Genomic DNA, 13,330 nt, shown 5'->3' with positions numbered 1-13,330 from the left:
GGCGGTCGATCACCGCCGGGCCCTCGTGTCGCCTCGTCAGCGGTTGCCGAGCTCCTCGGCGACGAGGAAGGCGAGCTCGAGCGACTGCATGTGGTTCAGGCGCGGGTCGCACAGCGACTCGTAACGCGTCGCGAGGGTCGCCTCGTCGATCATCTCGGAACCGCCCAGGCACTCGGTCACGTCATCGCCCGTGAGCTCCACGTGGATGCCGCCCGGGAACGTACCGACCGCGCGATGCGCCTCGAAGAAGCCGCGCACCTCGTCGACGACGTCGTCGAAGCGACGCGTCTTGTAGCCGGTCGGCGTCGTGATCCCGTTGCCGTGCATCGGGTCGGTCACCCAGAGCGGCGTGGCACCGGCATCCTTCACCGCCTCGAGCAGCGGCGGGAGCGCGTCGCGGATCTTGCCGGCGCCCATCCGCGTGATGAAGGTGAGCCGCCCCGGCTCGCGCTCGGGGTCGAGCTTGTCGATGAGGGCCAAGGCGGTCTCGGGCGACGTGCTCGGTCCGAGCTTGACCCCGATGGGGTTGCGGATCTTCGAGAAGTAGTCGACGTGGGCGCCGTCGAGGTCGCGGGTGCGCTCCCCGATCCACAGGAAGTGCGCCGACGTGTTGTACGGCGTGTCCGTGCGCGAGTCGATGCGCGTCATCGGGTGCTCGTAGTCCATGAGCAGACCCTCGTGACCGGTGTAGAACTCCACGCCACGCAGCTCGTCAAAGTTCGCCCCCGCGGCCTCCATGAACTTGATGGCCCGGTCGATCTCGCCCGCGAGACGCTCGTAACGCTGGTTCGCGGGGTTCTTCGCGAAGCCCTGGTTCCAGCTGTGCACCTCGCGGAGGTCCGCGAACCCGCCCTGCGTGAAGGCGCGGATGAGGTTCAGGGTCGACGCCGCGGTGTGGTACCCCTTCAGGAGCCGCTGCGGGTCGGCGGTGCGCGAGGCCTCGGTGAAGTCGTAACCGTTGACGATGTCGCCGCGGTACGCGGGCAGGGTGACGTCGCCGCGCGTCTCGGTGTCGCTCGAGCGCGGCTTGGCGAACTGACCCGCCATACGCCCCATCTTCACGACCGGCATCGACGCGCCGTAGGTGAGGACGACGGCCATCTGCAGGACCGTCTTGATGCGGTTGCGGATCTGCTGCGCCGTGGCACCCGCGAAGGTCTCGGCGCAGTCGCCACCCTGCAGCAGGAAGGCCTGGCCCGCGGCGGCGTTCGCCAGGCGGGCGCGGAGATTGTCGACCTCGCCGGCGAAGACGAGGGGCGGAAGGGTCGCGATCTCGGCGGAGACGGCGGCGACCGCATCCGCGTCGGGCCACAACGGCTGCTGCTTGATCGGGAGCGAGCGCCAGTGGTCGAGAGGAGTGGGCATCCGCCAATTCTAGCGGCGGCGGACGGCGCCCCCGGCCGTGTGACGGGGGGCCGCGACGGCGCAGCGAGAGCTCAGGAAGCGGATGCCGGGCGCCGGTGCTTCACCGTGGAGGCGTAGACGTCCTCGTACTCCTGCTCCCCCATGCGCTGGAGGGCCACCATGATTTCGTCGGTCACCGAGCGCAGGACGAAGCGGTCGGACTCCATGCCGTGGAAGCGGCTGAAGTCGAGGGGCTCGCCGATGACCATGCCCACCCGGCCGACCCGCGGGATCGACCGGCCGATCGGCATGACGTCGTCGGTGCCGATCATGACGACCGGGATCACCGGGACGCGCGCCGTCAGCGCCATCCGCGCGAGGCCCGTGCGGCCGCGGTACAGCTTGCCGTCGGGGCTGCGGGTGCCCTCGGGGTAGATCCCGAGCAGGTCGCCGCGACCGAGCACCTGGAGTCCGGTGTTCAGGGATGCCTCGGAGGCCTTGCCGCCCGTGCGGTCGATCGGGATCTGGCCGGTCCCCTGCATGAAGACGCGCGTGGCCCAGCCCTTCAGCCCCTTGCCCGTGAAGTAATCGCTCTTGGCGAGGAAGGACATCGGCCTGTCGATCATCAGCGGCAGGAAGATCGAGTCGCTGACCGACAGGTGGTTGCTGGCGATGATGGCGGCCCCGGTCGCCGGGATGTTGCTCCGACCCACGATCCACGGACGGAAGATCGCCTTCACGATCGGTCCGATGATGAGGTACTTCAGGACCCAGTAGACCATCTCAGACCCGGCCTCCCGCGAGGTCGGCGACGCCGATCAGGCCGGCGTCGTTGCCGAGGGTGGCGATGGCGAAGGATGCGACCGGTCGCTCGCCGTAGCCCGGCAACGCCGTCGCGTAGGCCTCGCGCACCGGGTGGAGGAGCCGCTCCCCCAGGTCGGCGACACCGCCGCCGATGACGAACAGGGCCGGGTCGAGGACGGCCTGGAAGCCGCCGCACGCCTCACCGAGGGCCGTCGCGACGCGGTGAACCGCCTCGAGGGCGCCGGCGTCGCTGTCCGCGATGAGGCGCTCCATGGCCGCTGCCGGCACGATCCCGTCGGCGGTCCGCGCGGCGGCGAGGCCCGCACCGAGGGCGCCGGATGCCGCGATGTCCGCCGCTTCGCGCTGCAGGGCGCGCCCCGACGCGTACTGCTCGAGGCATCCGTTCTGACCGCAGCCGCAGGGGCGGCCGCCGCGCTCGAAGCGGATGTGGCCGAGCTCGCCGCCGATGCCGTTGCCGCCGACGAGCAGCTCGCCGTCGATGATCGCGGCGCCGCCCACGCCCGTGCCCAGGGTGATCATCACCATGTCGCGGACGTCCCGACCGGCACCGAAGCGGAACTCGCCCCACCCGGCGGCGTTGGCATCGTTCTCGAGGGTGACGGGACGTCCGATGCGACGCTCCAGCTCGTCGCGGAGCGGCTCGTCGGTCCAGTCGATGTTGGGGGCGTGCAGGATGACGGACCGGCTCGCATCGATGAAGCCGGCCGCGGCCACGCCCACGGCGTGCACCACCCGGTCGGTGACGAGGTCGTCCACCATGGCGGCGACGGCGTCCGCCAGCGCGTGGGGATCGGCGGGAGTGGGGACGCGGCGCCGGTCGACGATCGTGCCGTCCGGGTCGACGATGCCTCCGGCGATCTTTGTCCCACCGATGTCGATGCCGACGTTGAGCACACCACTCCCCTCCGCGCGTGCGGGCGCACGGCATCCGTGAGTCTAACGGGGCGCGACGGGCCGCCGCGGCCGTGGGATCGAGGATCACGATGGCCTAGACTCGGTCGCACCTGACGCCACCCGGTACCGAAGGAGTTGCCGCCCATGAGCGCCGTACAATTCGACGTCCCCGCCGTCGTGCCCGCCGACCCGACCTCGAACACCTCGGACATCCTCGTCGAGCGGGTGAAGGCGACGCCGTCGCTGGCCCTGTTCGCCGTCCCGGACGGGGACGGATGGCGAGACGTCACCGCAGCGGAGTTCCACCGCGAGGTGATCGCGCTCGCGAAGGGACTCGCGGCCAGCGGCATCCAGCCCGGCGACAAGGTCGCCTTCCTCGCACGGACGACCTACGACTGGACCCTCGTCGACTTCGCGCTCTTCTTCGCAGGCGCCGTCATGGTGCCGGTCTACGAGACCAGCTCCGCGTCTCAGATCAACTGGATCCTCACCGACTCGGGCGCCGTGGCGATGGTGGTCGAGAACGCGACCCACGCCGAGCGTGTCGCCGAGATCCGCTCGGAGGTCCCGCTCGTGCGCGAGGTGTGGACGATGGGCACCGGGGACCTCGACAGCCTGCGCGCACGGGGCACCGAGATCACCGACGACGAGATCGAGCGCCGCCGCTCGCTGGCCAACGCCGACGACATCGCGACCCTCATCTACACATCGGGGTCGACCGGCCGACCCAAGGGCTGCGTCCTCACCCACAAGAACTTCGTCGAGCTCTCCCGCAACTCCGCCAAGGCGCTCCACGAGGTCGTCGAGCAGCCCGGGGCCGCGACCCTCCTCTTCCTCCCCCTCGCGCACGTGTTCGCACGGTTCATCTCGATCCTCAACATCCACGCCGGGGTGAAGACGGGCCACGAGCCCGACACGACGAAGCTGCTCGCCGGTCTCGGCTCGTTCAAGCCGACGTACCTGCTCGCGGTACCGCGCGTGTTCGAGAAGGTCTACAACTCGGCCGAGCAGAAGGCGGAGGCGGGGGGCAAGGGCAAGATCTTCCGGGCCGCGGCGGCCGTCGCCGTCGAGCACTCCCGCCGCCTGCAGGACGGCGAGAAGATCCCGCTCGGGATGAAGATAAAGTTCGCGCTCTTCGACCGCCTCGTCTACAGCAAGCTGCGCACCGCGATGGGCGGGCGTGTGAAGCACGCCGTCTCGGGATCGGCGCCGCTCGGGCCGCGCCTCGGTCACTTCTTCCACAGCCTCGGTGTGCAGATCCTCGAGGGCTACGGGCTCACCGAGACCACCGCGCCGGCGACCGTGAACCTCGCCACGAAGTCCAAGATCGGCACGGTGGGCCCCGCGCTCCCCGGCGTCGGCGTCCGGCTGGGCGAGGACGGCGAGATCGAGGTCCGCGGCATCAACGTGTTCAAGGAGTACTGGCGCAACCCCGAGGCGACCGCGGAGGCCTTCCACGACGGCTGGTTCCGCACGGGCGACATCGGGACCTTCGACTCCGAGGGCTACCTCACCATCACGGGGCGCAAGAAGGAGATCATCGTGACGGCCGGGGGCAAGAACGTCGCCCCCGCCGTCCTCGAGGACCCCATCCGCGCGAACCCCATCGTCGGGCAGGTGGTCGTCGTGGGCGACCAAAAGCCGTTCATCGGCGCCCTGGTCACGCTCGACCGCGAGATGCTGCCGACGTGGATGTCCAACAACGGGCTCGCCGCCGACATGCCCATGTCGCAGGTGATCACGCACCCGAAGGTGCTCGCCGAGGTGCAGTCCGCGGTGGACCGCGCCAACAAGGCGGTCTCGCGCGCGGAGTCGATCCGCAAGTTCGTGATCCTCGACACCGAGTGGACAGAGGCATCCGGTCACCTGACGCCGAAGATGAGCATCAAGCGGAACGTGATCCTCTCGGACTTCGCCGGCGACATCGAGGAGCTGTACCAGGCGAACGTGTCCACCACGAACATCTCCCTCGGGAACTGACCCGCACGCCCTCACATGACGAAGGGCCCCGGCGATCCGGGGCCCTTCGTCATGCACTGGTCAGAACCAGTCGGACTCGCGCACTTCTCGCATCGCCTGGCGCCGGATGTCCTTCGGCAGGCGGTCGAGGTACAGCATCCCGTCGAGGTGGTCGCATTCGTGCTGCAGCGCCTGTGCGAGCAGCCCCTCCCCCTCGATGACGAGCTCGTCACCGTGCAGGTCGATGCCGGTGACGCGCGCCCAGGGGTGGCGGAGGGCGTCGTGCCAGAGACCGGGGACCGAGAGGCATCCCTCCCCCGTCGGCACCGGATCGCCCGCGACCTCGAGGGTGGGGTTCAGGATGTACCCGATGACACCGTCGACGTTGTAGCTGAACGCGCGGACGCCGACACCGATCTGCGGCGCCGCGACGCCGGCGCGACCCGGCTCGGCCACGGAGTCGACCAAGTCCGACACCAGGCTGACGACGCCCTCGTCGATGTCGTCGATGGGTGCGCACACCGACCGCAGGACGGGGTCGCCGAACAGGCGGATGGGACGGACCGCCATCAGCGCACCGTTCCCGCCGCGCGCAGCCCCTCGACGACGACGGCCGCCAGCTCGCGGGCGGCGAGGCGCGTCGCGCCGGCCAGCTCGCGGAACGAGATCGGACCGCCGGTCGCGATGTGCGCGTCGTACGGAATGGTCACGACCGCGCGCACGCGGCTGCGGAAGTGGGATTCGAGCTCGCTCGGCTTGATGAGGCTCGCCCCCGGCCGGGAGGTGTTGAGCACGACCACGGCGTTGCGGGCGAGCTCGCCGTACCCGTTCGTCTCGAGCCACGACAGCGTCTCGGAGGCCAGCTTGGCCTCGTCGACGCTGCGTCCGGCGACGATGAGGATCTGGTCGGCGAGCTCGAGGGTCGCGTCCATGACGGAGTGCACGATGCCGGTGCCGCTGTCGGTGAGGACGATCGAGTAGTAGTGGGCGGCGATGGCGGCGACGTCGTGATAATCGCGGTCGCTGAACGCCTCGGACAGGTGCGGGTCGGCATCGGAGGCCAGGATGTCGAGGCGCGTCTCGTCCCGCGCGACGATCCCGGAGAGGTCGTTGAACCCGGTCACGTCGGCGCGCGCACGGACGAGGTCGCGCACGGTCTTGCCGCTCGTGCGCTCGATCCGCTCGGCGAGGGTGCCGCGGTCGGGGTTCGCGTCGACGGCGATGATGCGGTCCTCGCGCGCGTCGGCGAGGGCCATCCCGAGCAGGGTGGTCACACTCGTCTTCCCGACGCCGCCCTTGCGCGAGAGCACGGGCACGAACTTCGCTCCGCCGGTGAGCGGCGCGGCGATGCGGCGGTCGAGCTCCTTGCGTGCGCGGACCTTCGGGCTCTCCTGAAGGAGGACCCGACGGAAGCTCGCGGCGTAGACGAGACGCTGCCAGGCGCCCTCGGGCTCGGGCGCGGCGACGCGGGACCGGTCGATGAGCCGATCGGCGGTGAGCAGGTCGGGGCTCTCGCGGTCGGCCGAGAGCTGGTCGAGACGGCGGGACTGCAGGGGTTCCTCGTCGACGCGGACCCCGCGCACACGCTCGAGGGCGTGCTTGTCGGCTCCCGCGGGATGGTGGATCGCACGCCGGGTCACCCCCGTCACCGGCGGGACCGTCGTCGGGACGACCTCGGCGTCGACGATGTCGCCCTGGGTGTCGGCTGTCGGAGCAGGAGACTCGTCCTCGGGCCGCGATGCGGGGACGACGGATGCCTCGTCGTGGCCGTCGTCCGAGGTCTGCTGGGCCTCGCCATGCCCGACGGGGGCGATGTCGTCGTCGTCGACGTAGTCGTCGTCATCGTCCGCGAGCGCCGGAAGCGTCAGGTCGATCTGGGCCGTCGTTCCGTCGACGATGCCGATGCCGGTCGTCTCGAGGTTGTCGGTGCGCTCGAGCACACCGTTGTCGACGTCCTCGGACATCTCGTTGTCGCGCTCACGCATCACGGGGGTCACTCCTGGTGGATCTGGGGCCTCGGAAAGCCCGACGCACCAGGTTAGTCCGCGGGACGGACCACGAGCAAAAGGTCACCCGCCTCCACCTGCGCGGTGGGGGCGATCACGATGCGCTCGACAACCCCGTCGATGGGGGCGGTGATGGCCGCCTCCATCTTCATCGCCTCGATGGATGCCACGGGCTCCCCCGCGCGCACCTTCGCGCCCTCGTCGGCCTTCACGGTGACGACACCCGAGAACGGTGCGGCGACCTGACCCGGTCTCGACGTGTCGGCCTTCTCGGCCTGGCGGGCCTCGACGGCGACCGAGCGATCGCGGACGGTGACCGGGCGCAGCTGACCGTTCAGGGTCGCCATGACCGTCCGCATCCCCTTGTCGTCGACTTCGCCGATCGCCTCGAGACCGACGTAGAGCTGCACGCCCCGCTCGATCTCGACCACGTGCTCCTGGCCCGGCTTCATCCCGTACAGGTAGTCGATGGTGTCGAGGACGCTGAGGTCGCCGAACGTGTCACGGACCTCGTGGAACGCCTTCGTCGGAGCGGGGAAGAGCAGCCGGTTGAGCTTCTCGCGTCGCGTCGCCGAGTCCGCGTCGAGAGCCGCGGCATCCTCTGCGGAGATGTCGGTCACACCCACCTTCACGGAGCGTCCCGCGAGCACCTTCGACCGGAAGGGCTCCGGCCAGCCGCCCGGCAGGTCGCCGAGCTCGCCGGCCATGAAGCCGACGACCGAGTCCGGCACGTCGTACTTCTCCGGGTTCGCCTCGAAGTCGGCCGGGTCGGCCTTCACGGCCGCGAGGTGCAGGGCGAGGTCGCCCACGACCTTCGACGACGGCGTGACCTTCGGGACCCGGCCGAGGATCCGGTTGGCCGCGGCGTACATGTCCTCGATGAGCTCGAAGTCCTCCGACAGCCCGAGGGCGATCGCCTGCTGACGCAGGTTCGAGAGCTGGCCGCCGGGGATCTCGTGGTGGTAGACGCGCCCGGTGGGGCCGGGCAGACCCGACTCGAACGGTGCGTAGAGGTTGCGGACCGCCTCCCAGTACGGCTCGAGGTCCGAGACCGCCTGCAAGTCGAGTCCGGTGTCGCGCTCCGTGTCCGCCAGGGCGGCGACCAGCGCCGACAGCGAGGGCTGGCTCGTCGTGCCCGACATCGGCGCGGCGGCGGCGTCGACGGCATCCGCTCCGGCCGCACTGGCCGCGAGGAGTGTCGCCAATTGACCGCCGGCCGTGTCGTGGGTGTGGACGTGGACCGGCAGGTCGAAGCGCTCCCGGAGGGCCGACACGAGCCGCGCCGCGGCAGCCGGACGCAGCAGCCCCGCCATGTCCTTGATCGCGAGGATGTGGGCGCCGGCGTCCACGACCTGCTCCGCGAGCCGCAGGTAGTAGTCGAGCGTGTACAGGTCCTCGGCGGGGTCGAGGAGGTTGCCGGTGTAGCAGATCGCCGCCTCGGCGACGGCGGTGTCGGTGGCGAGGACCGCCTCGATCGCGGGCCGCATCTGACTGACGTCGTTGAGCGCGTCGAAGATGCGGAAGATGTCGACACCGGATGCCGCGGCCTCCGCGACGAACGCGTCCGTGACCTTCGTCGGGTACGGCGTGTAGCCGACCGTGTTGCGACCGCGCAGCAGCATCTGGATCGCGACGTTCGGCAGAGCGGAGCGGAGGGCGTCGAGACGCTCCCACGGGTCCTCGCCGAGGAAGCGGAGGGCGACGTCGTAGGTCGCACCTCCCCACGCCTCGACCGACAGCAGCTGCGGGGTGAGCCGGGCGACGTGCGGGGCGACGCGAACGAGGTCCTTCGTGCGCACGCGGGTCGCGAGCAGGGACTGGTGTGCGTCGCGGAAGGTCGTCTCCGTGACGGCGAGTCCGTCCTGCGCGCGGAGCGCCTCGGCGAAGCCCTTCGGGCCGAGCTCGAGCAGACGCTGCCGCGACCCGGGGGCAGGCGCTGCGTTCAGGTCGACGGCCGGCAGCTTCGCGGCGGGGTCGGTGTGGACCGGGCTGTCGCCGTTCGGGCGGTTGACCGTGACGTCCGCGAGCCAGGACACGATCTTGGAGCCGCGGTCCTTCGACTCACGACCCTGCACGAGCTCGGGCCGCTCGTCGATGAACGCCGTGCTCAGGTCGCCGGCGGCGAAGGCCGGGTCGTCGAGCACCCGCTGCAGGAACGGGATGTTGGTCGACACACCGCGGATGCGGAACTCCGCCAGCGCGCGACGAGAGCGGACGACCGCGGCCTCGAAGTCGCGCCCCCGGCACGTCAGTTTGGCCAGCATGGAGTCGAAGTGCGGGCTGATCTGCGAGCCGGCCGCGGTCGTCCCGCCGTCCAGACGGATGCCGGCACCGCCCGGCGAGCGGTAGGTCGTGATCTTGCCGGTGTCGGGGCGGAAGCCGTGCGCGGGATCCTCCGTCGTGATGCGGCACTGCAGGGCGGCGCCGCGCAGGTGGATCTGCTCCTGGCGCAGGCCCAGGTCCTCGAGGGTCGCGCCCGCGGCGATGCGCATCTGCGACTGCACGAGGTCGACGTCGGTGACCTCTTCGGTGACGGTGTGCTCGACCTGGATGCGGGGGTTCATCTCGATGAACACGACTTCGCCCGCACGGGGACCGGCGGTCTCCAGGAGGAACTCGACGGTTCCCGCGTTCACGTAGGAGATGGACCGGGCGAACGCGACGGCGTAGGCGTGGAGGCTGTGGCGAGTCTCTTCCGCCAGATTGGGCGCGGGTGCGATCTCGACCACCTTCTGGTGGCGACGCTGCACCGAGCAGTCGCGCTCGAACAGGTGGACCGTGTTCCCCGCCGCATCCGCGAGGATCTGCACCTCGACGTGACGCGGCCGCTGCACGGCCTGCTCAAGGAAGACACGCGGATCCCCGAACGCGCTCCCCGCCTCGCGCATCGCCTCCGACAGCGCGGGCGGGAGGGCGTCGGGGTGCTCGACCCGCCGCATGCCGCGACCGCCGCCGCCGGCGACGGCCTTCACAAAGATCGGGAAACCGATGTCGGATGCCTGCGCGACCAGGGCGTCGATGTCGTCCGACGCCTCGGTCGAACGCAGCACCGGCACACCCGCGGCGATCGCGTGCTGCTTGGCGGTGACCTTGTTGCCGGCCATCTCGAGCACCGTCGAGGACGGACCGATGAAGGCGATCCCATGGTCGGCGGCCTTCGCGGAGAGCTCGGGATTCTCGGACAGGAATCCGTAGCCCGGGTAGATCGCATCGGCGCCGCTCTCGAGCGCGACGCGGATGATCTCGTCGACGTCGAGGTACGCGCGGACGGGGTGGCCCACCTCGCCGATCTGGTACGCCTCGTCGGCTTTCAGCCGGTGCAGCGAGTAGCGGTCTTCATACGGGAAGACGGCGACCGTCCGCGCCCCGAGCTCATACGCGGCGCGGAATGCGCGGATGGCGATCTCTCCGCGATTGGCGACCAGAATCTTGCGAAACATGCTCTTCACCTCACTGGGTGCGGGGCCACTCCGTCGGGGCCGCCGAGGTACGGGCTGAGTACCCTCACAGCCTAGGGGACGGTAACGTGGTCGCTTGTGCACGTACTCTCCGTCAGCTCCCTCAAAGGTGGCGTCGGCAAGACGACCGTGACCCTGGGCCTCGCCTCCGCGGCGTTCGCGCGCGGGGTGCGGACCCTTGTCGTCGACCTGGACCCGCAGTCCGACGTGTCGACGGGCATGGACATCCAGGTGGCGGGTCGGCTCAACGTCGCCGACGTCCTCGCCAACCCCAAGGAGAAGGTGGTCCGTCAGGCCATCACCTCGAGCGGCTGGGCGAAGGTGCACCCCGGAACGATCGACGTCATGATCGGCAGCCCCTCCGCGATCAACTTCGACGGTCCGCACCCGAGCGTCCGCGACGTGTGGAAGCTCGAGGAGGCCCTCGCCACCATCGAGGCCGACTACGACCTGGTGCTCATCGACTGCGCGCCGTCGCTGAACGCCCTCACGCGCACCGCGTGGGCGGCATCCGACCGCGTCGTCGTCGTAACCGAGCCGGGCCTCTTCTCCGTCGCGGCGGCGGACCGTGCGCTCCGTGCGATCGAGGAGATCCGCCGCGGCCTGTCCCCCCGCCTGCAGCCCCTCGGCATCGTCGTCAACCGCGTCCGCCCGCAGTCCATCGAGCACCAGTTCCGCATCAAGGAACTGCGCGACATGTTCGGGCCGCTCGTGCTGACCCCCCAGCTCCCTGAGCGCACTTCCCTGCAGCAGGCGCAGGGTGCGGCGAAGCCGCTGCACATCTGGCCCGGCGACTCCGCGCAGGAGCTCGCCGCCGATTTCGATTCGCTGCTCGACCGGATCGTCCGCACGGGTCGCATCCCCGTTTCGGGCGCCGCCTCCCCCGCCTGACCGTCCGGCACCCGGGCGGGCGAGAGCATCCTCCGCGCGTACGGGGATGCGGCGTGCGTCAGGCGGAGCGCGCGGCCCGACGGGCGGCCAGCTCGTCGACCTGTTCCGACTGCTGGGCCTCGAAGTCGACCAGGGTGGTCTCGACCTCGCGGAGGACCTTGCCGACGGCGATGCCGAAGACGCCCTGCCCGCGGCTGACGAGGTCGATGACCTCGTCGTTGGAGGTGCAGAGGTACACCGATGCGCCGTCGCTCATGAGGGTCGTCCCCGCAAGATCGCGGATACCCGCGGCTCGCAGCTGATCGACGGCGATGCGGATCTGCTGGAGCGAGATCCCCGTGTCGAGGAGCCGCTTCACGAGCTTCAGAACGAGGATGTCGCGGAACCCGTAGAGCCGCTGCGACCCCGAACCGCTCGCGCCGCGGACCGTGGGCTCGACGAGCTCGGTACGGGCCCAGTAGTCGAGCTGCCGGTAGGTGATGCCGGCAGCGCGTGCCGCCTGGGCTCCGCGGTAACCGACTTCGTCGTCCATCTCGGGGAGGCCGTCGGTGAACAAAAGTTCGGTCGAGAACTTCTGCTCGCCCAGCGCATCGTGCGCGGTCATCGGGGCCTCCTGCGGGTGATCGGTGGTTCCACGCTAGAGGACCGAGGTGCCTCCAGCAACGACATCCGACTCGTCGCGTCCGGCGTGTCGCGGACGGTCACGGGGTCAGACGATCGAGCGCTGCGGCGACGAACACCTGTCGGATCTCTTCGAGTCGACGGGCCAGTTCGGGCGCGATCTCGTTGGCCTTCGCTCGGGAACCGGCATCCGCGCGGCGCAGCAGCGGGGCGATGGCGCTCTCGATGAGCGACACCTCGCGCTCGGCGCTCTGCCGGATGGTGCGGATGTGGCGGGGCTGGATCCCGTGCGCGTCGAGCGCGACGAGGGAACGGAGCACGCCGAGCGCACGCTCGTCGAACGAGTCGGAGGGCGCGATGAGACCAGCGGACACCGCTTCGTTCAGCAGCGTCGCCGAGGCGCCGGCGGTGCTGAGGAGCTCGTCACGACGGTAGCGACGCGAGCTCTGGACGATGGATGCCGGCGGGACGGGCGCCACGTCGTCGCCGTGCTCCTCGAGGTACTCGCGGATCCGGGCCAACGGGATGCCGAAATCACGCTGCATGCTGAGGGCCGTGCGCAGCCGCTCGACATCGGCGGCGGAGAACTTGCGGTAGCCGGACTCGGTGCGGACGGGCGTGACGATCCCCTGCACCTCGAGGAATCGGAGCTTGCTCGCCGTGAGGGCGGGGAACTCCGGGCTCAAACGGGCGAGGACCTGGCCGATGCTCAAAGACCCCAAGGACGCAGCTCGTCCCCGGGTGGCGGCGGCCGGGCTCACGCGCCGATCGCCCGCTCTGCCGGAGCGACGAAGAAGTTGAGGCGGAACTTGCCGACGCGCACCTCGGCCCCGTCGGTGAGGGTCGCGCGGTCGACACGCTCGCCGTTCACGTAGGTGCCGTTGAGCGAGCGCTGGTCGATCAATTCGAACGTGGCGCCCGTGCGGGTGATCTCCGCATGACGCCGGGAGACGGTCACATCGTCGAAGAAGATGTCGGCCTCGGGGTGGCGGCCCACGGTCGTCACGTCGGTGTCGAGCAGGTACCGCGCACCCGCCGTCGGCCCAGACCGGACGATGAGGAGCGCGGCACGCGCCGGGAGGGCGTTGATCGCCTCGACCTCGGCGGCCGTCAACTCGGCGCCGAAGGGCACGAAGGAGAGGTCCGAGTCGTGCCCGAACGTCTGCGTCGAATCCACAAGACGCGGGTGCGCCGACGTCTCGGCACCCCGATGGATGTCGCCGCCCGGTCGCTGATTCTCGTCCACGATGTCCTCCTTCTCCCACAGTAACCGATCGCTCCCGCTCACGGTGGCCGGGTCCACGCCGAGGCGACATGGTAGCGGGCCCGTGG

At 70.3% G+C, this 13,330-nt stretch carries 11 protein-coding genes; 2 read left to right on the top strand and 9 right to left on the bottom strand.

All coding sequences use genetic code 11. The features are described 5' to 3' along the window. Positions 1 to 36: 36 nt before the first annotated feature. The 3 genes from Q9S71_RS08325 to Q9S71_RS08315 form a co-directional block, all read right to left on the bottom strand. Positions 37 to 1,365 (bottom strand): class II 3-deoxy-7-phosphoheptulonate synthase, encoded by a 1,329-nt coding sequence (locus Q9S71_RS08325; protein WP_064002353.1) that lies wholly within the window; start codon positions 1,363 to 1,365, stop codon positions 37 to 39. A 71-nt stretch (positions 1,366 to 1,436) separates the two neighbouring features. Then, positions 1,437 to 2,126: a lysophospholipid acyltransferase family protein gene (locus Q9S71_RS08320; protein WP_064002354.1), complete on the bottom strand. Its 690-nt coding sequence runs from the start codon at positions 2,124 to 2,126 to the stop codon at positions 1,437 to 1,439. A gap of 1 nt (position 2,127) precedes the next feature. Next, positions 2,128 to 3,063 carry an ROK family glucokinase gene (locus Q9S71_RS08315; protein WP_311861791.1) on the bottom strand — a complete coding sequence of 312 codons (936 nt, stop codon included), beginning with the start codon at positions 3,061 to 3,063 and terminating at the stop codon, positions 2,128 to 2,130. A 144-nt stretch (positions 3,064 to 3,207) separates the two neighbouring features. On the opposite strand from Q9S71_RS08315, the gene Q9S71_RS08310 reads away from it, so the two are divergent. Then, positions 3,208 to 5,043, top strand: coding sequence for an AMP-dependent synthetase/ligase (locus Q9S71_RS08310; RefSeq protein WP_311861790.1), 1,836 nt, complete (start codon positions 3,208 to 3,210; stop codon positions 5,041 to 5,043). Positions 5,044 to 5,103: 60 nt separating this feature from the next. On the opposite strand, the gene Q9S71_RS08305 is transcribed toward Q9S71_RS08310, so the two are convergent. The 3 genes from Q9S71_RS08305 to Q9S71_RS08295 are packed head-to-tail and all read right to left on the bottom strand — an operon-like array spanning position 5,104 to position 10,468. Further along, positions 5,104 to 5,592: a peptide deformylase gene (locus Q9S71_RS08305; RefSeq protein WP_311861788.1), complete on the bottom strand. Its 489-nt coding sequence runs from the start codon at positions 5,590 to 5,592 to the stop codon at positions 5,104 to 5,106. After that, a complete protein-coding gene (locus tag Q9S71_RS08300) occupies positions 5,592 to 7,007 on the bottom strand; it encodes a MinD/ParA family ATP-binding protein (protein ID WP_311861786.1) in 1,416 nt (471 codons plus the stop codon). The genes Q9S71_RS08305 and Q9S71_RS08300 overlap by 1 nt, the downstream gene beginning before the upstream one ends. Positions 7,008 to 7,060: 53 nt before the next feature. After that, entirely contained in the window at positions 7,061 to 10,468 is a 3,408-nt protein-coding gene (locus tag Q9S71_RS08295) for a pyruvate carboxylase (protein ID WP_311861784.1), read from the bottom strand. Positions 10,469 to 10,564: 96 nt separating this feature from the next. Here Q9S71_RS08295 and Q9S71_RS08290 point away from each other — a divergent pair, with 96 nt between their 5' ends. Next, the gene (locus tag Q9S71_RS08290; RefSeq protein WP_064002359.1) at positions 10,565 to 11,377 is read left to right on the top strand and encodes a ParA family protein; all 813 of its coding nucleotides are present in this window, start codon (positions 10,565 to 10,567) and stop codon (positions 11,375 to 11,377) included. Positions 11,378 to 11,435: 58 nt separating this feature from the next. Here the strand turns inward: Q9S71_RS08290 and Q9S71_RS08285 are convergent, their stop codons facing one another. The 3 genes from Q9S71_RS08285 to Q9S71_RS08275 all read right to left on the bottom strand — a co-directional run bounded on the left by Q9S71_RS08285 (position 11,436) and on the right by Q9S71_RS08275 (position 13,244). Beyond that, positions 11,436 to 11,981, bottom strand: a complete 546-nt coding sequence (locus Q9S71_RS08285; RefSeq protein ID WP_311861782.1) for a MerR family transcriptional regulator — start codon at positions 11,979 to 11,981, stop codon at positions 11,436 to 11,438. Positions 11,982 to 12,078: 97 nt separating this feature from the next. Further along, a complete protein-coding gene (gene ftsR / locus Q9S71_RS08280) occupies positions 12,079 to 12,711 on the bottom strand; it encodes a transcriptional regulator FtsR (protein WP_311861781.1) in 633 nt (210 codons plus the stop codon). Between the two features lie 44 nt (positions 12,712 to 12,755). Further along, on the bottom strand, positions 12,756 to 13,244 hold the full coding sequence (locus Q9S71_RS08275) for an FHA domain-containing protein (RefSeq protein WP_064002362.1): 489 nt from the start codon (positions 13,242 to 13,244) through the stop codon (positions 12,756 to 12,758). Positions 13,245 to 13,330 lie beyond the last annotated feature (86 nt).

Origin of the sequence: Microbacterium gawkjiense (assembly GCF_031932225.1) — a bacterium.
GTDB lineage: Bacteria > Actinomycetota > Actinomycetes > Actinomycetales > Microbacteriaceae > Microbacterium > Microbacterium gawkjiense.
The sequence above is the reverse complement of the archived record's forward strand: the minus strand, read 5'-3'. Positions and strand labels throughout refer to the sequence as shown.